This window comes from Catenisphaera adipataccumulans, from assembly GCF_014202755.1.
GTDB classification, from domain to species: domain Bacteria; phylum Bacillota_I; class Bacilli_A; order Erysipelotrichales; family Erysipelotrichaceae; genus Catenisphaera; species Catenisphaera adipataccumulans.
In genome coordinates this window covers 244,245-262,199 of record NZ_JACHHK010000002.1, presented here as the reverse complement: position 1 = coordinate 262,199, position 17,955 = coordinate 244,245, and the positions used below count along the sequence as shown (strand labels likewise).

21 protein-coding genes are annotated in these 17,955 nt (G+C 45.9%); 7 read left to right on the top strand and 14 right to left on the bottom strand.

Going from position 1 to position 17,955, the window contains the following annotated elements:
* Window positions 1-2 precede the first annotated feature (2 nt).
* The gene (locus tag HNQ47_RS03355; protein ID WP_183327532.1) at window positions 3-971 is read left to right on the top strand and encodes an SMP-30/gluconolactonase/LRE family protein; all 969 of its coding nucleotides are present in this window, start codon (window positions 3-5) and stop codon (window positions 969-971) included.
* Between the two features lie 38 nt (window positions 972-1,009).
* Here the strand turns inward: HNQ47_RS03355 and HNQ47_RS03350 are convergent, their stop codons facing one another.
* The 10 genes from HNQ47_RS03350 to HNQ47_RS03305 form a co-directional block, all read right to left on the bottom strand.
* On the bottom strand, window positions 1,010-2,365 hold the full coding sequence (locus HNQ47_RS03350; protein ID WP_221247968.1) for an MATE family efflux transporter: 1,356 nt from the start codon (window positions 2,363-2,365) through the stop codon (window positions 1,010-1,012).
* Window positions 2,366-2,463: 98 nt separating this feature from the next.
* Window positions 2,464-3,573 (bottom strand): aldo/keto reductase, encoded by a 1,110-nt coding sequence (locus tag HNQ47_RS03345; protein WP_183327530.1) that lies wholly within the window; start codon window positions 3,571-3,573, stop codon window positions 2,464-2,466.
* A gap of 32 nt (window positions 3,574-3,605) precedes the next feature.
* Window positions 3,606-4,247: an MBL fold metallo-hydrolase gene (locus HNQ47_RS03340; RefSeq protein WP_183327528.1), complete on the bottom strand. Its 642-nt coding sequence runs from the start codon at window positions 4,245-4,247 to the stop codon at window positions 3,606-3,608.
* Window positions 4,237-4,965: a dihydrofolate reductase family protein gene (locus HNQ47_RS03335; protein ID WP_183327526.1), complete on the bottom strand. Its 729-nt coding sequence runs from the start codon at window positions 4,963-4,965 to the stop codon at window positions 4,237-4,239. Before HNQ47_RS03335 ends, HNQ47_RS03340 begins: the two co-directional genes overlap by 11 nt.
* 47 nt (window positions 4,966-5,012) lie before the next feature.
* Window positions 5,013-5,390: a nuclear transport factor 2 family protein gene (locus HNQ47_RS03330; RefSeq protein WP_183327525.1), complete on the bottom strand. Its 378-nt coding sequence runs from the start codon at window positions 5,388-5,390 to the stop codon at window positions 5,013-5,015.
* 13 nt (window positions 5,391-5,403) lie between these two features.
* Window positions 5,404-6,153: an SDR family NAD(P)-dependent oxidoreductase gene (locus HNQ47_RS03325; RefSeq protein WP_183327523.1), complete on the bottom strand. Its 750-nt coding sequence runs from the start codon at window positions 6,151-6,153 to the stop codon at window positions 5,404-5,406.
* 17 nt (window positions 6,154-6,170) lie between these two features.
* Window positions 6,171-7,025, bottom strand: a complete 855-nt coding sequence (locus tag HNQ47_RS03320; RefSeq protein WP_183327521.1) for an aldo/keto reductase — start codon at window positions 7,023-7,025, stop codon at window positions 6,171-6,173.
* A 129-nt stretch (window positions 7,026-7,154) separates the two neighbouring features.
* Window positions 7,155-7,469: a 4Fe-4S dicluster domain-containing protein gene (locus tag HNQ47_RS03315; RefSeq protein ID WP_183327518.1), complete on the bottom strand. Its 315-nt coding sequence runs from the start codon at window positions 7,467-7,469 to the stop codon at window positions 7,155-7,157.
* Window positions 7,470-7,488: 19 nt separating this feature from the next.
* Window positions 7,489-8,295 (bottom strand): aldo/keto reductase, encoded by an 807-nt coding sequence (locus HNQ47_RS03310; protein WP_183327516.1) that lies wholly within the window; start codon window positions 8,293-8,295, stop codon window positions 7,489-7,491.
* Between the two features lie 276 nt (window positions 8,296-8,571).
* Window positions 8,572-9,738, bottom strand: a complete 1,167-nt coding sequence (locus HNQ47_RS03305) for an acyltransferase family protein (RefSeq protein WP_183327514.1) — start codon at window positions 9,736-9,738, stop codon at window positions 8,572-8,574.
* 344 nt (window positions 9,739-10,082) lie between these two features.
* Between HNQ47_RS03305 and HNQ47_RS03300 the strand changes: the two genes are divergently transcribed.
* Complete coding sequence (locus HNQ47_RS03300; protein ID WP_183327513.1) at window positions 10,083-10,628, top strand: hypothetical protein; 546 nt, start codon at window positions 10,083-10,085, stop codon at window positions 10,626-10,628.
* A 98-nt stretch (window positions 10,629-10,726) separates the two neighbouring features.
* Here HNQ47_RS03300 and HNQ47_RS03295 read toward each other — a convergent pair whose 3' ends face one another.
* The 3 genes from HNQ47_RS03295 to HNQ47_RS03285 all read right to left on the bottom strand — a co-directional run bounded on the left by HNQ47_RS03295 (window position 10,727) and on the right by HNQ47_RS03285 (window position 13,368).
* Window positions 10,727-11,857, bottom strand: coding sequence for an aldo/keto reductase (locus HNQ47_RS03295; protein ID WP_246346035.1), 1,131 nt, complete (start codon window positions 11,855-11,857; stop codon window positions 10,727-10,729).
* 140 nt (window positions 11,858-11,997) lie between these two features.
* A complete protein-coding gene (locus HNQ47_RS03290) occupies window positions 11,998-12,516 on the bottom strand; it encodes a flavodoxin (RefSeq protein WP_183327511.1) in 519 nt (172 codons plus the stop codon).
* Between the two features lie 15 nt (window positions 12,517-12,531).
* A complete protein-coding gene (locus HNQ47_RS03285; RefSeq protein WP_183327509.1) occupies window positions 12,532-13,368 on the bottom strand; it encodes an SDR family oxidoreductase in 837 nt (278 codons plus the stop codon).
* Window positions 13,369-13,493: 125 nt separating this feature from the next.
* Between HNQ47_RS03285 and HNQ47_RS03280 the strand changes: the two genes are divergently transcribed.
* Window positions 13,494-14,381, top strand: coding sequence for a LysR family transcriptional regulator (locus HNQ47_RS03280; protein WP_183327506.1), 888 nt, complete (start codon window positions 13,494-13,496; stop codon window positions 14,379-14,381).
* A gap of 12 nt (window positions 14,382-14,393) precedes the next feature.
* Here the strand turns inward: HNQ47_RS03280 and HNQ47_RS03275 are convergent, their stop codons facing one another.
* A complete protein-coding gene (locus HNQ47_RS03275) occupies window positions 14,394-15,314 on the bottom strand; it encodes a LysR family transcriptional regulator (RefSeq protein ID WP_183327504.1) in 921 nt (306 codons plus the stop codon).
* Between the two features lie 182 nt (window positions 15,315-15,496).
* On the opposite strand from HNQ47_RS03275, the gene HNQ47_RS03270 reads away from it, so the two are divergent.
* Genes HNQ47_RS03270 through HNQ47_RS03255 form a run of 4 tightly spaced genes read left to right on the top strand, consistent with a single transcriptional unit; the run spans window position 15,497 to window position 17,944 of the window.
* Window positions 15,497-15,949, top strand: coding sequence for a cyclophilin-like fold protein (locus HNQ47_RS03270; protein WP_183327502.1), 453 nt, complete (start codon window positions 15,497-15,499; stop codon window positions 15,947-15,949).
* Between the two features lie 57 nt (window positions 15,950-16,006).
* Entirely contained in the window at window positions 16,007-17,176 is a 1,170-nt protein-coding gene (locus HNQ47_RS03265; protein WP_183327500.1) for an iron-containing alcohol dehydrogenase, read from the top strand.
* Between the two features lie 13 nt (window positions 17,177-17,189).
* Window positions 17,190-17,423: a hypothetical protein gene (locus HNQ47_RS03260; protein WP_183327498.1), complete on the top strand. Its 234-nt coding sequence runs from the start codon at window positions 17,190-17,192 to the stop codon at window positions 17,421-17,423.
* On the top strand, window positions 17,420-17,944 hold the full coding sequence (locus HNQ47_RS03255; RefSeq protein WP_183327496.1) for a flavodoxin family protein: 525 nt from the start codon (window positions 17,420-17,422) through the stop codon (window positions 17,942-17,944). Before HNQ47_RS03260 ends, HNQ47_RS03255 begins: the two co-directional genes overlap by 4 nt.
* Window positions 17,945-17,955: the final 11 nt, after the last annotated feature.

The following is a 17,955-nucleotide window of genomic DNA, read 5'->3' as shown; positions in this document are numbered from 1 at the left end:
AAATGGAAAAGCTTGTCTATCCGGAAGGACGATCCGTCTATCCAATTCCGGAAAACGAAAAGAACCTGCCAACAATAACGGCAGAACTGTTTGCCAAGATCCCCATGGACGATGTCAAGCCCGGGCTGAACATTTTAGAAGGTATTTGTTTTGACCGCAGAGGCGATATGTATCTTGTCGACTGCCCGATGGGACGAATCTACAAGATCGACATGCCCCAAGGCACTGTGCATCTTTTCAAACAGCTGCCGGAGCACATGGCCCCCAGCGCTGTTAAGATCCATAAAGACGGCCGGCTCTTTGCGACGATCGCCGCATCCGATCATGGCTCCATGATCATCGTCATGGACCCGGAAACCGGTGAAATCACCAATCGGATCTGGGAAAACAACGGCCATATGATCGATGATATGGTCTTTGATGCCAAAGGCGGCTTCTATTGCTCCGATCTGGAAGGAACTGCCGCAGATCCTTGCGCCGGCATCTTTTATATCGAACCCGATGAGAAAACCGTTCATCCCGTCATTCCTAACGGCATGGCTGCCACCAACGGCATCGGACTGAGCCTGGACGGAAAAAATCTCTATGTCACGGAATTCAGCCGGGCCTTGTTACATCGCATTGGATTATCCGAAGACGGCCTGTCGCCGGCCCCGTGTGAATCGAACGTTCTCTATCATTTCACCGGCTATGAAGGTCCGGATTCCCTCTGTATGGACAAGGATGAAAATCTTTATGTTTCGATGTGCAGTCAGGGAAGATTCCTGATCTTCAATTCCTTCGGCATTCCGATCGGACAGATCCTGATCCCCGGCAGGGACGAAGGCAGAATGCTCAAGTCCACGCACATTCAGATCCGCCCCGGCACCAAAGAAGCTTATATGTGCACGGCTGACATGAAGACCGGAGAGGCTGCCGTTTACCGTGCAGAAGTATTCGCGGAACCATTTCCAAGCTATCAGTATCAATAACAGAAAAGAAACTGCAGATAAGACATCTGCAGTTTTTTTTACTGAAATCTCAGATTTTCATTTCTATACTTATGGAACTGCATCACCGCAAACACAAGGACCGCTGCCGTAACGGCATTGGAAATCGGATAAGCAAGCAAGATCGTCTGCAAACGGGGATATCGGGGGAAAACACGGAAGATCCAGAAGATCCGGATCCCGCATATGCCGATCACTGAGATCAGCGCCGGCCGGGCAGAAATGCCGTATCCGCGCAGATACCCGGACAGAACTTCCTGAATGATGGAAAAGATAAAACTGAAAAAGATGATTTCCAACCGTATATATCCATAATTGATCACTGCTGGGTTCTCGTTAAAAAGCGAAAGAATCGGGCGGCCGAAGAGCAGCAGCACCGCACATAAAATACCTGTAAAGGCAAAATCCAGTCCCAGTGCATCATATAAACAGCGCACACATCGTTCTCTGTTTCCAGCTCCATTATTCTGGCCGACAAAAGTCGTACAGGTCTGTCCGAAAGCGTTCACCACATAATAGGCACAAGCTTCAATATTGAAAGCAGCAGATGAAGCGGCCATGACGGCCGTTCCCAGACTGTTGATAGCGGTCTGGATAATGATATTGGCAATGGAAAAGATCATCCCCTGAATACCGGAAGGCACGCCGATCATCAATATTCTTTTCATCGCTTTCCGGTCGATCTTCATATCCTCCTTGCGCAGACGGATCTCCCTGTCGCTTTTGATGAGCTGGAAAAGCAGAAGCCCGGAACTGACCGCATTGGAGATCACCGTTGCCAGTGCGACCCCATCGACATTCATTCCAACTTCGGCCACAAAGAAAATATTCAGAATGACATTGACGCTTCCGGACACGATCAGCGCCAGCAGCGGATCTTCCGTATCACCGGCGCTGCGGAAAACAGCAGACAGAAAATTATAGAGCACGATCACAGGCAGACCGGCAAGATAGATCCGCATATAAAGGACCGCCATCGAAAATACTTCCTGCGGTACGTCCATCATTCCGATCAGCGGTACCGCCGCTATTTCACTGATCACAGCGGCCAGTATTCCGGCGATCAAAGCCAGCAGCAAAGCCGTATGCACGCCGCGGTGCACTTTTTCTTTATCTCCTTCGCCGATCGCGGTGGCAATCACTACCGTTGCCCCCAGAGACAGACCAGTGAAAAAATTGATCAGCAGGGCGACCAGTGGACTGTCTGTCCCGACGGCTGCCATCGCTCCCGTTCCGACAAACCGGCCCACGACTGCCACATCCGCCGCATTGAACAGCTGCTGAAGGATCCCCGTCAGCGCAACCGGCAGCGCATATCCGGTCATACTGCTCGCTAACGGTCCATGCATCAGATCAATTTCTTTTCCCTTTTTCACTTTGTATTCCTTCCTTCCAAAATCTGCCGTTTTCTCGTAACGAAAAGCTCCGGATCCCATATTGATCAGGAGCTTTCCCATCTTTATTCAATTGATCATCACCAGTTTCGCAGCCGTCGGTCCGCCTCTTCCAACAGCTGAGGAACATCAATTCCTTTCACCATTCCTGCGCATTTTCCGCAATGGTCGCAGTCGGCTGCTTTTCCGCAGCCATCCAGAAAGATATCATAGTAGATCGGTGTGTTGATCACCTTCCCGTCGTTGACGACGGCTTTGCGTTCATTCAGCATCTGCACGATCTTCACCATGCCGATCTTCTTCGGGCAAGCTTCTTCTGCTTTTCGGAAGTCCTCCGGCTGATAAGGCATCGATGCACGCAGTTCCTGCTGGGTCTCACGGATGATGGCTTGTTCCTTATCATTCAATGGTTCAAAGTCTTCCATATACGACAGGTTGTCGTTCATCTGCGCTTCATCCGACATACCGGAAAGCACCATATACACATTGTCAAGGCTTGCCGCAAAGCGGATGCCCCAGGAAGCGATGGATCGATCCGGATCTTCTGCTTTCATCGCTGCGGTCAGATCCGACGGCAGACGGACAAGATTGCCGCCTTTGAGCGGTTCCATGACAATGACAGGTTTCCCATGCTTGCGGCAGACTTCATAGTTTTCTTTCGAAGCGACAAACGGCGAATCCCAGTCGAAATAGTTCAGCTGCAGCTGTACAAACTCCAGTTCCGGATGATCCGTCAGGATCTGATCCAGCAGTTCCGGACTGTCGTGATAGGACATGCCGATATGCTTGGTTTTTCCTTCTGCCTGCAGCTGTTTCAGCGCACCGACCAGATCATATTTCTGGACTGTTTTATATTCATTGCGGTTGATGGCATGCAGCCAGTAATAATCGACATGATCTGTGCCCAGGCGGTCGAGCTGCTCCTGAAAAATCGTAAAGAACTGCTGCTGACTTTGGATCATGAAGACCGGCGACTTGGTCGTGATGGTAAAAGAATCTCTTGGATACCGATTGACCAGCGCCTCTTTCAGAACCTTTTCACTGTTCCCGTTGTGATATACATAGGAAGTATCAAAATACGTAAATCCTTTTGCCATGAATGCATCGACCATCCGTTTCAGCGTTTCCATGTCGATGCGGCCGTCGCCATGCACAGGCAGACGCATACAGCCAAATCCAAGTTTTTTCATTTTTCTTCTCCTTTCCGATCTAAAGATTTTGTTTATGAGGCCGGTTCCAGTTCAATTTCCTCGCCTGCTTCAAGAATCAGACGGTCTGCAGCCGGAAACTGTTCGGCGATCCTCCGATCAAAAATCTCATTGATGGACATATGATACGGAATGTTATGTTTTGCGCCGATCCGTGCGGCACATTCTGCGGCCTCTTTCAATCCCATGTTAAATACACCGTCGCAGCAGAAAAAGGCATAATTGATGTGCAGGGAAGCCAGCTGTGCCATCTGCGGCACACGCGAAGTATCGCCGGAAACATAGACGCGGATCGTCTGCGGCCCGGCAGGAAATTCCAGGACATATCCGACGCAGTGACGCCGGCTATGCAGAGGATTGCCGCCGGCTTCTATCGACCGGATCCGGACGTATCCAAGATCGAAAGAATTGTGCCGGCCATGGGCAAGGGCCTCTTTCCAGGAAATGACCCGGCAGTCCGGATTTCTTTTCCGGATCATGCTTGTATCACAATGATCGAAATGTCGATGTGTCATCAGGATAAGATCTGCCGGCAAATCATAGCCGTCACCAGCATAAGGGTCAATATAAATGACCTTGCCGTCTGAAGATATGATCCGGATGCTGGCCTGCCCCTGATAGAGAAGCCTTGGTTTTTGCGGCAGTTTACTGCGCATGATCGACTTTGTAACGCAGCCAGACTGAATCGCCTTCGGTCCGCTGCACATCCAGCAGCTGGAACGTGACCGGTGTATCGTCGCTCAGGCCTTCTTTTTCCATGAACAAGGACTGCGTTTTTACGGAACCATCGGCGGCCGGACTGATGACAATGCTGACTTCATCGCAGTATCCTTTCTGCAGAAACGACCAGTTCAGTACCGCACCGCCGCCCAGCATCAGCATCTCGATGCCGAATTTTTCTTTCAGCTTTTTCAGCATCTGATCATAGTCATAGGTTTCTTTTCCGGCAATGATATAGGAAATACCCAGCCGGCGTAAAAATGCTTTGTAGTCATTGGACGCTCTTTCCGTCAGGACCTCGATCACATCAGCTGTCGTGTCGTGGTAATGCAGAACATGATCTTTCCAGCCTAATCTTCCGGATGGATCAATGGAGACATAGTACATATCCGACTGACGTGCGACATAATCACCTTCCGGTACTTCCGGTGCGTCCGGGATCAGATCTGGTTTGGCATACAAGGTAAAATTGTCATCGGTCGTCACCCGGCCGGACAGCCATCCCTGATGTTTGTAAAAGCGTTCCTTTCCAAAAGCGATCCGATAAAAGGCTTCTCCTGCCCCCTGGCTTGCTTGGGTATCCATGTATCTGCCCATGATCTTTCCGTCTACAGACGTACCCATATGGCAGAAAATATATGGTCTGTCACTCATTTGTATTCTTCCTTTCTTCCCTTCTCAACGGTTTGTTTGGGATCTGTTTATCCTGTACAGATCCATTTGCCGTCAACTTTTTTGAACCGGGCTGCTGTATGCATGGGAAATGTTCCGCTCATGCCGTATACCTTTGCCTGAAAATAGCTCACTGCCGACAGTTCTGCTTCTTTTCCGTTGACACAGATTTCGATTTCTTTGAGATCTGTATGGTAATAATTTAATGTGCCGTCCATGATCTCATCGAGATACTCCTGTTTTGTCTGCGTCTTTCCGCTCATATGAACGAATTTTCGATCATCTGCATACAGCTGTTCCAATGTTTTTCGGTCTTTCGTGATCATGGCGTCATTGATCTTACGCCAGACTTTGTAAATTTCCTGTTCTTCGGCCGTCTTAAGTTCTTTCTTAAAGGTATCAGCCATACCGATCCTTCCTTTATCCAATACTGATGCCGCCGTCGATCGTCAGAATCGTTCCAGTAATATACGAATTTTTATCATCTGCCAGGAAAACGGCACCTCTGCCGATTTCTTCCGGCTGTCCCATCCGTTTCATCGGGATCCTGGCTGCCGATTCAGCAAGATGTTTTCTTGACTCTTCTTCAGTCAGTCCAGGTACTTTCCAGATATCCGTTTCGATCGCACCGGGTGCAATGGCATTAACGCGGATCCCATAAGGAGCCAGTTCCACGGCCCATGCTTTTGTGAAATTTTCAACAGCTGCTTTGGCTCCCACATACATTGACAAATTCGGTCCCGGATTCTGTCCGCCGACAGAGGACATATTAATAATATTGCCCTTGGACGCTTTCAGCAGATCCAGACTTTGTATGGTCATGTCCACCAGCGCACGTACATCCAGATCAAACGCAGCATCGTAATCTTTCATAGTGATTTCCGTAATCGGCTTCACCGGACACCATCCTGCGTTATTGACCAGAATATCTAGTCTTTGAAATTTTTCTTTGATATATTGGACAATCCTGCTTATATCATCTGATTTTGTGATATCGGCCTTCACATAATAGAAATGTTCGTTTTCCTCACAGGCTTTCTTTAATACGTCCTCATGTCTGCCGGCGATCACTACATCAGCGCCCTGCTCTGCGAACGCCTTCGCAATACCAAGACCAATTCCTTTGCCGCCGCCGGTTACAAGAGCGACTTTATTTTCCATTGTTTTCATCGTTCCGTCTGCTCCTTTTAGTCTGCCGGTGTAAACTGGCTGAGCGTTCTTTCCTGATCTTCCAGGGATACATTGTAGAATCGCTTTGTTCCTTCCATTTTACGGATCGCATTCATCTCATCATCGGTCAGACTGAAATCAAAGATATCAAAGTTATCCTTCATGTGCTGCGGATTGGTCGTCTTCGGGAAAACAACATTGCCTTCCTGAATATGCCAGCGCAGAATGATCTGTACATTTGTCTTGCCGTACTTCTGGCCCAGTTTGGTAAATAAAGGCTCGTCGATCAGGCCCTTGTCGCCATGTCCCAGCGGATACCAGCTCTCGACGATCGTACCGTACTTGGCCATTCTCTTTTTCAGATCGCTCTGCTGCCAATATGGATGACATTCGACCTGATTGACTGCCGGTTTGATCGTGGCTGCTTCGCAGATTTCTTCCAGACGATCCGACTCAAAATTCGAGATGCCGATCGACCGGACTTTCCCCTGTGCCACAGCTTTTTCCATGTCTTTCCAGGCACCAAGATAATCACCAAACTGCTGATGCAGAAGCAGCAGATCGATATGATCCGTGTCCAGTCTCTGCAGCATTTTCTCAATGGCTGCCATCGTCTTGCCTTCGCCATATTCACTTGGCCACAGTTTAGTCGTGATCCAGATCTCATTTCTTGGAACACCGCTTTTCTTCACGGCGCGGCCGACACTGCGCTCATTTTGGTAAGCATGCGCGGTATCGATATGACGGATGCCCATTTTCAATGCTTCTAAAACGGCATTCTCTGTTTCCGGACCATCCGGAACCATGTATACACCCAATCCAAACTGCGGAATTTGATTTCCATCATTTAACGTTACATATGTCTGGTTCATTTTTTCCTCCTTTTCAGTTCTACATCTATTGAACTGTTTCTATTTGTATTGTAGAAAATTCTTTCGTTTTCCGTCACATCAAAACGTACAGCTTTGTGGCTTATGCCTCACATTTTTGATCAATGTGGATTATATTTGATTTTCTTCAAGTGAATGGATAAAAATCGATTCGCTTGCCTGTTTCATGGCATACTTCCGCACGATTTGAAGCAAAGGAAATCCCTGCGGACATCGCATCGAACAGATGCCGCATTCAATGCAGTCGATCGGCTGACCGTCCTGACTGGCTGTATGTTTCGTTTCAACGGCGTGGCCCCCTTCTTCCATGATCAACAATGAAGGGATATCAATATCGGCCGGACAGGCTCGGACACAGCGTCCGCAGTTTCTGCAGATCCTGTCAGTTTTTTCGTAGAGTGCAGATGGTAATGTTTGTTGAGGCATTCTGATTTCCTTTCTGCTCTCAATAGGAAGCAAAGCGCCGGCCAGTATCCAGACGATTGATTTGATTCATCTCTTCATCCGAAAGATGAATTTGAAATGCTCCGATATTTTCAGCGATATGCTTTCGATTGGAAGATCCCGGTACGGCCACGAAGCCTTTCTGCAGATGCCAGGCAAGAATCACCTGCGCCGATGACGCATGATGGGCACCGGCAATATTCTTGATGACCGGGTGCTCCATAAGCTTTCGATGGTCCCCTCTGCCGCCCAAAGGAAACCATGCTTCCATGACCGTCCCTGTGCTTTGAACATACTGAACAAAAGCAGGATCCTGATAAAAAGGGTGCAGCTCATTCTGCAGTACGGCAGGATGAATCGTTGTCTGTCTGATCAGTCGTTCAAAGTCAGAAACAGAATAGTAATTTGACAGACCGATGGATCGAAGCTTTCCATCTTCTGCTGCTTTTTCCATGGCCTGATAGGCTTCTATATCGTTACGAGGCTGCGAGTGATGGAGGATCATAAGATCAATATATGTAAGGCCCAGCCTTTTTAAAGAGGCATCCACTGCTCGCTCCGCATGTCCATAATCCGATGTCCACATCTTGGTCGTCACAAAAAGATCTTCACGCCGGACAATTCCTTCCTGTATCGCTTTGTGAATTGCTTTCCCCACACCGCGCTCGTTGCCGTAAATACGTGCTGTGTCGATCAAACGGTATCCATCTTTTAATGCTTCGTATACAGCACGCTCTGCGGTATGGTTCATCAACATATATGTGCCGATGCCTAACTGCGGCATATCGTAACTGGTATTCAGTTTCATAGTTCAGTTACCTCCTTTGTTTCGTTCGTATCCAAATCATAGTCTTGATTTCCTGACATCACGACATCATGAAAGGCAAAACAGAGGTTTATGCCCCATTTTCATCCATCCTGTTGAATATCATATTTTTTATTCAGAAAGTATCGTTTGAAATTGCTTATCTGTTTGATCAAAAATTCTATAAAAAAGTGTTAATGGCTCCTTTCAGAAGTCATTAACACCGTTTCTTTTTCATATTCATCTATTATCAAGTTAAGATTGTTATCCGTAAGATCTTCACTTTAAAGCTGATGTTATATTATTTTGTAATTTTTGATCAAAATCTTTTTTCAAAAAAAGTTTTGAAGCATGCTTTAAAAATTTTATAAAAACATTAAAGATGATATAGCTAATAAAACCGTATAAAAACACAATACACGCCCAAGTAATAAGCTTCACCGTAAAACCTGTTATCGGAGAATTCCATAGCGGCGTGACCCAATCTTCAATGTCCCAAATCGAATAACAAAGTCCGTTATCGTGCAACAAATAAATCATCAACGTACTGCCGCCAATATAGTTAATTATTCTATTACTAGAAATGTGAATTCGGCTGAATAATTCAAACAGACAAACTGCAATAATAATTGCCACAGGGCAATAATTTTCCCAACTTAAAATACTTTGGGTGAAAACGTCTTTTCCTTTGTTGATTTGAAGATTATTTACAGCATTATTGTAATAGGAAACCCAGATAATACAGTTCATCAGCAATATAAGAACAACAAACAGGCTTGCTTTATATTTTTTCAATGGCTCATATCGATGGATATAGCCGCCAAGCGAAAAGAGAAACATGCCCAAAAGTAATGTTTTTAGACCTGGAGTGTAATCATCTGCGATTATTCCAAACCAGGAAAATTGGAAAGCGGCAAAAAGAACAACTAAAAATATTTGATATTTCTTTTTACTTAGCCTATGAAGGAATTTATTTAACCAGAGCGTTGCAAAGATGATAATAAAGAAATAATACCCAAGAAACCAGGACATATTGTTTACCTGCGAAAAATTTATCATTGCGATCTTTGGATCTCCATAATATACCACTTTATAAAAGAATGTCGATAATACAGTCAATTCTGCCACAGCAAAGAAGAGCTGCTGAACCAATTTACTTGCGGTTTTTCCAATATGTATTTTTTCTTGAGCAACTAAAAAATAACCGGATATAAGAATGAACAATGCATTGGCAATAGAACCAAATGACATGATCGTAGCAATTACAAGCAACTGTTTATAAAAGTTTGGATGATTAAAAAATCCGGTTTGAAATTTTTCAACATATGCCGGATCCGTCAATTGAATATTAACGCAATGTAAAACAATATGATATGAAATAATCATCAACATCGCAAAAATTCTCAGTAATTCAAACCTTGAATCCCGATTCTTTTTCTTCTCCATTTTTCTCTCCCTCGATATCAAAACTCTATATTTTTATATTATGTTACTTTTATAATATTTAAACGTTATAATTGTATCATATCATATAGATATTTCAATGACATTAACAAATCAGCTTTTCAAATTATCATCTTTCTTAAAAATATACCGTTCGAAGTAACTTCAATATAAAGACTTTCGGAATTTATCTTTTTCAACATGCAGAATCCTTGTTGAAAGATCCACTTGCTGCGGCAATACGATTGTCTTTGAATATTGCAGCATTGTTTTCTGCCTTCTTTAAAAAATTTTTCGAAGTCAATTTTTCTCGGGCGGCGTGCTATGATAGAATAGGAGCTTGAAAAATGCAAAAGAAACGTTCACTAACAAACGGCACGACAGAAGCGAAGATCATTCTGCTGGCCTTAATTTTCTTTCTGACAGCAGCAGTTTTCCTGATATTACGCAGCCATGGGTATCTGCTGGAGGGCAGGATCGCGTTTGTGCTGATGTTATTTATCCGTCTGTCTATATTATTTTTCGCAGCAGTTTTCCTAACGAGTCTGTTTCGGGACAGTAAAATAAAATGGAAGAAAATCCTTTTTGGATTATGTCTCTGCGGTTTAGTGCCGGTTGCTTATTTGGCTTTGAAAAATCCGATCCGCGATCTGGCCGTTTGGCCGTCTACGAAAACTGAGACCGTTTATAACGGATACTTTAAGAAAATCCATACCAACAGTCGTCGCCCCAGCGACTACTACCGCCTGCAAGGTCTGTCGGAAGACGGCGATGTGGTTTCCTATGATCTGAACAAATCGACTTACTTGAAATACGTAGACAAAGGGGGATCAACTTATCAAGTCACCTGCACCCCTTACACAGAATCTGTCATCAATGTCAAGCTGCAGTGAAGCGGACTGAGGCCCATACAAAACCATTCTGAATATAAAAATCCGGATCGAAAGTGATCCGGATTTATCTTTAGAACTCACGCTTTTTTATTGTTTCTTTACTTTTCAAATTCTTTGGCAACCTGCTCCAACAGATCTCGAATCGGCAGATGCTGCGGGCAGACCTTTTCGCATCCGCCGCATTTGATACAGTCGCTTGCCTTTCCATGTCCCTGTGTGGTCAGCGCACTATTATAGTAGAAGTCCGCATTCCAGTCATGGAATACATTTTTCGAGTTCAGGCAGGCAAAGAGATCTGGAATGAGGATGTGCTTCGGACAGTGATTCTCCTCGATACAATAGTGACAAGCTGTGCACGGAATCATGTTCAGTCCGCGGAAAACCTGATTGACTTTCTTTACGGCTGCCATTTCCTGATCGTTCAGCGGTTTGAAATCTTTCATATAGGAAACGTTGTCTTTCATCTGATCAAGATCGCTCATACCGGATAAAACGATGCGGATGCCGTCAAAACCAGCCGCAAATCGGATCGCATAACTGGCATTGGAGCCGCCGTGAAGTTCATCCAAGATCTTCTGTGCTTCGGCCGGCAGATTTACTAAATTTCCGCCCTTTACCGGTTCCATAACGATCACGGGTTTCTTGTGCCTGCGCGCAACTTCCAGGACCTTGCCGCTCTCTACCGAAGGATCATTATAGTCAAGGTAGTTAAACTGGATCTGTACGATTTCGATCTGCGGATATTCAGAAAGAATCTGATCGAGGACAGCCGCCTTATCGTGGAAAGAAATGCCCACATGACGTACCTTGCCTTCTTCCTTCAGCGTAAAAGCCGTCTCATAGGCGCGGCACTTCTTAAATTTCTCAAATTCTTTTGCGTTTTGTGCATGCATCAGATAAAAGTCAAAATATTCGACACCTGTGCATGCGAGCTGTTTTTCGAAGAACGGCCGGATATCGGCTTCTTTCTGGAAGTAAGAACCGGTCAATTTATCCGTCAGGATGTACTGATCCCGCGGATAACGGCTGGTCAGCCCCTCTTTAACAGCAAGTTCGGATAAACCATCCAGATACCCATGTGCTGTATCAAAATAGTTAAAACCATGATCAAGATAATAGTCTACCATAGCGTTGAATTCATCCATGTCGACCTTGCCGTCTTTCATTGGCAGGCGCATGCATCCAAAACCAAAACAATTGTGAATCTCTGGAAACGAATTGTCCATCATGCACTCTCCTTTCAATGAATTGATTCATTACAGATGCTGATATATGATCTGAAACGATTCTGTTTCTCCAGTATCTGATTCAATCATAACATTTTTTTGAAATAAATCCCCGCATCTTCCAACTTTGATCTCAACAGAATTTATATTTGTGTTTTTGCCCACTCGGAAACTTCTGATTCGCTGCGCGGCGCATCTGCACCATGAACCGCAAGCGCTCTGCCATAAGTTGGATCCCCTTTTAAATGCTTTTTCAAATCTCTTTCACAGCTTCCAAGACCGCTGCCCTCATGGGTGACGACCGCCATTACCTTTTTACCGGAAAAATCCAGACGATCCGTCAGAGAATAGATTGCCATCGGATAAATGCCCCACCAGCAGGGACCGCAGATGAAGATATTCTCATAATCGGAAAGATCATCCAGGTATTCCTTCAGCTCCGGACGCGCCTCTTTGCGCAGCTCTTCTTTTGCCTCTTCAATGCAGGTCATATAAGACGGTGAGTACTCTTTTACTGTCTGAATCTCAAACAGATCTCCGCCGACCGCTTTCTGGATAAACTCCGCAACATATTCTGTATTTCCTTTCGAAAGGTTCCGGACACTGCCGTTCACATAGTTTTCTCCCTTGCGGGAATAATAGATAATCAAATTCTTCGCCATATTCATTCTCCTTTTTTATTCAGATTCAGCAGGCTGCAGCGGGCCGTAAAAATAAGAGGAAGTTGCGCCGCCGTCAATTAAAAATGTAGATCCCGTGATAAAAGCAGCTTTATCGGACAGCAGAAGCTCTGCCACATTGGCAACTTCATCTGCCGTACCCGGCCGGCCTGCCGGACATTTCGCAAACATATTTTTATAGAAGTCGCCGCGCGGACCATTGAATTCATCCAGCGCTAACGGGGTCACAATAATGCCCGGTGCGATGGCGTTGATCCGGGCACCGCGTTTGCCCCATTCTACAGACTGTCCCATCACCCGTTTCTCATTGCATCGCTTTGCCAGCTGATAGGCATGCAGCGTATCCCGGATGTTTTCCGGCTGAAGAAGATCCAGCGAAAGAAGTTCTTCCGTCGGTGCAGCTGCCAGTGCCCGGTCTTGCTCCGCCGTCAGCTGCGGCATCCGCCATCCGGACTGACTGGAAATCGTAATGCCGCATCCGCCTTCTTTGATGACCTTGCCGACTTCTTCCAGCAATACTGCAGTCCCGTACAGATCGACTTTCAGGATCGTTTCGATCGATGCCTGGCTCGGTGAGACACCGGCACCGTTGATCAGCATCGTGATCTCCCCATATTTCTGTCCTTCTACGATCATAGCCTGAATGGATTGCCGTGAGGAAAGATCTGCTGCCATTGGTGTTACATCAAAACCCGCTTCATTCATCGTTTTTGCAATCGTTCTTGCATGTTCCAGATTCTTATCACCGAGAACAATCTTTTTGCCGTATCCAACACGTCTGGCACAGGCCATGCTGATTTGTCCCGCGCCCATCACTAACATTACATCTTTCATCTTCAGCCTCCTGTGTTTCTGTCGAAACATTCGTTTTCTTTATGCTTGTATCTTACTGCCAATAAATCATATTTTCTAATTGGAATATTTGATTTATAATAGAATTATTAAATAAGAAGGACCTTATGAATACCAAGCAAATCGATTACATTCTTGAACTGGCAGAGACTTTGAACTTCAATCGGGCAGCCGAAAACCTTTATATCTCTCAGCCTACGCTGACCTATCAGATCCATAGTGCCGAACAGGAAATCGGCTTTACCATTTTTGACAGGAGCAATAAAAAGACCAGCATCACGCCGGCCGGTCTGCAGTTTGTGGCCAGTCTCCGCGGGATCCGGGCAGAACTGCGCAAAGCCATTGAACAAGGCCAGAACTATTCTTCGATCTATAGAGAAAACATCCGGATCGTCCTGCCGATCCGATCGGCACTCTATTTCCTGCCGCAGGCGATCCGGGAAATTTCCGATTCCGATTCCGGCATCCTTATCTCGCCGCCCTTTGATTGGGATCACGGTATTGATTCCTTTCTTCAAGGCGAACAAGATATTCTATTTGCCATCAAAGACGAAGTCAGTCATATCCCGGATATCCGCATTCATGACCTGTTTGATTCACGCATTTATCTGGTCGTGAGAAAAGATGATCTTCTGGCAAAGAAATCATTGATCGAGCCGGAAGATCTTGACGGACGGACACTCATGGTCGGCGGTCCTTCTCAGGCGCCTTTAAGACAAGTTCAGCAGCGCATGATCGAAACACAGAAGATCCACTATTTCAACAGTGACGATCATGACACCTCCTTGACCAATGTCGCAGCCGGCCGCGCAATTGTACTTTCGCCAGGATTCCTCAATGACCACAATGAAGAATTTTGCTGGATCCCTTTTGACTGCGAAGAGACAATACCTTGTGTGCTGTGCACCCATGCCTCTGACAATCGTGCTTTGATTACTAACTTCATCGAAATCATTCAATCCATTTATCACCGTCATCCTGACTTTGCGGTTTAAACTGTTCTTAAATCAGTCCGAAGTCGATTTTTCCGATGGATAGAGTTCCTGTCGGATCTGCTCCAGAAAACGGCCTGCCGCTCTTGAAAAAATCTGGTATTTCTTCCAAACAATGATTGCTTCCGCTTCTACGACAGGAAAAAGCGGTTTAAAGCACAGAGACGAATTTCCCGGATCCAGTGCGGTATTCAGAAGCTTGTCAAAACCAATGGTATAGCCAAAGCCCTCATCGCTTAGAATCGCCGCATTCAAAATCAGATTATATGTTGCCTTGATGTTCAGACGCGACTCTGGTTGATGCATCCAGCCTGCCAATTGCTTTCTGGCATTGCCCTGGGAAGAGATGATCAAAGGCAGTCCTGTCAGATCGTCCGGGGTAATGTTCTGCTTCTGTGCCAGCGGATCATCACGACGCATCAGCACGCCCCAACGTTCTTGCATGGGAATACGCAGAATTTCATATTTTTTCGGATTCACATCCACAAATATCAGACCAAAATCGATCAGGCCTTTATCCAGCTGCTCCATCACAAAGGCCGCATTGCCGCTCATAAAGTGATAATGGATATCCGGGCAGCTTTTCTGCAGTTTCTTTGCGGCCCGGGCAAAAACACGAATTGTATCCGTCTCTCCGGCACCAATATAAACATCACCTGCCGCCGTATCATCCGACTGAGATATTTCACCTTCGGTCTTTTCTACCAGGCTTAAGATTTCTTCCGCACGAGCACGCAGCAGTTTCCCTTCTTCGGTCAAAGTCACCTTTCGGGGCCCCTTCGTACCACGCACCAGCAACTGTTTTCCCAGTTCATTTTCCAGCGCTTTTAGCTGTACAGAAAGCGTCGGCTGAGTCAGGTGCAGAGATTCCGCAGCAGCCGTGATGTTCTGTTCTCGTGCAACCGCAAGAAAGTATTCCAATACACGCAGTTCCATAGTCATGTCCCACCTTTTTCTTTTGATTATATCATAATTATTATCTATGCAAATGCATTTAGACAAAATATTTCCAATTTTATATTACAGCTTCTATACTAAAGATGAACAAAGGAGATAAACAAATACATGATTTCGAAAACCGAACGGTTAGAAATCAACCCTATAAAGGAGGTAATAAAATGAAGAAAAATTCCAAACGTCTGGCAGCGGAGGATGCACAGATCCAGACCGATGACAAAACGATCGCCACAAGGATCCCGCCGGAAAATGGGACAAAGATCAATATTCGTTTTGGTGAAGATGCTGTGATCAGCGGTGTTCTGAACGACAGTGAAACTGCTAAATCATTGATCAAAAAGCTTCCGTACACGGTTCACGTGAGCCGGTATTCACATGATTTCTGCGGCGTGATGGACAAGCTCCCCTACAACGAAGACGAAGTACATTATGGATGGCTGAACGGAGATATCGATTATTCCATTGATGCACCGTACTTCACGATTCTCTTTATGGGTGAGGAAATGTCGGATCAATTTGGATATCAAGTCAATATCGGTGTCATCACTTCGCCAATTGCAGATATCAATGCGCTGGACGGCAGTTATGATGTGACAATTGAACTTGCCAGATAACCGATTGATAAAATGATACAAATCGAAATTGCTTTCAAGAACAAAGGAGGATAAAAAATGCTTGGAGATTTTTCTTACTGCACCCCGACAAAACTTTATTTCGGAGAACATGCCTTAGAGCATCTGCCTGAAGAACTGAAAAAATATGGCGACAATGTCATTCTGGCTTACGGCGGCGGTTCCATCAAAAGAAACGGCATCTACGATGATGTCATGAAAGTTCTCAAAGATACAGGAAAGACCGTAACGGAAATTTCCGGTATCATGCCGAATCCGACCGTTGAAAAACTGAAAGAAGGAATCCAGATTGCCCGAGAGGCAAAGGCAGATTTCATCCTTGCGGTCGGCGGCGGTTCCGTCATCGACTATTCCAAGGCGCTTTCCGTCTCTGTTCATTATGATGGTGATCCTTGGGAGAAGTACTACTTGAAATTTGAAGAACCAGAATGCGAAACACTTCCGGTCGGTACGGTTCTGACCATGGTCGGAACCGGCTCGGAAATGAATTCTGGTGCTGTGATCACAAATCCGGATCAAAAGCTCAAGATCGGCCATGTTTTCCAAGATGAAAAGATCATGCCGCGCTTCTCGATCCTGAATCCGCGCTATACGATGACCCTCCCGCATTATCAGATGGTTTCGGGCAGCTATGATATTTTCAATCATATCTGTGAACAATATTTCTCCGGCGAAGACGACAATACCAGCGATTATATCGCTGAAGGACTGATGCGCTCGGTCGTTCATTCCAGCCGCATCGCCAATCAAGATCCGCAGAATTATGAAGCCCGCTCCAACTTGATGTGGTCGGCAACCTGGGCCCTCAATACCTTGACCGGAAAGGGCAAGACCACAGACTGGATGGTCCACATGCTTGGTCAGGCAGTCGGTGCTGTAACGAATGCGACGCACGGCATGACACTGGCAGCTGTTTCCATCCCTTATTACAAACATATTATGCCGTATGGTCTGAAGAAATTCGTGCGGTTTGCCAAAACCGTATGGAATGTCGACCCGGAAGGCAAATCCGACCGCGAGATTGCGGAAGCCGGACTTTCTGCCATGCAGCAATGGATGCAGGAACTGGGCCTCGTTATGAACATCACAGATCTTGGCGCAGATGAAAGCATGATTCCTGATCTAGTGAAAGGAACCATTGTTCTGAACGGCGGTTATAAGGTCCTGGATGAAAAAGAGATCGCAGAGATCTTCAAAGAAAGTCTCTGAGAGGAATCAAAACATGCATCGAACACCGGAGGAAATCTATCAGAATCTGCTGGATGCCGGCTATACCAAGGCCACAGCAGAGCGGTTCATGACCTATGTAAACAGCGGTGACCTTGAATCCCAGCTGCGTGATCTGGCAATGAAACGCACAAAGATTCTTGAAAAACTTCATCAAGAAAACCGACATCTGGAATGTCTGGATTACTTGTCCTATGAACTGGAAAAACAGGAAAGGAGAACCCTATGAAAGTACTGATCCTAAACGGCAGTCCGCGCCCGAACGGAAATACCAAAGCCTTGGTTGACGCCTTGAAAGAAGGTGCGGTTTCCAAGGGCCATGAAGTCACAGAAGTTGATGTGGCCCGGCTGGATCTTCATGGATGCCTAGGCTGCGAATACTGCCATACCAAAGGCCGCGGCAAATGTGTACAGAACGATGATATGCAGAAAATCTATCCGCTGCTTCAGCAGGCAGACGCGCTCGTCCTAGCTTTGCCGATCTACTATCATGGTTTCAGCGGTCAGCTGAAATGTGCGATCGACCGCTTCTATGCCATCGGCGCACCAGGACAGCTGAAACTGCGTAAGATCGCGATGCTGCTGAGTTCCGGAGCAGATCAGGTTTATGAAGCAGCATTCTATTCCTATCATAAAAATTTCATTGAATACATGGGACTTGAAGATGCCGGGATCATTACTGCCCACGGATCTGAAAATAAATCAGAAGCAAAACGCGAAGAAGCACGCATGCTGGGTGCTTCCCTGTAAAACATAAAGAT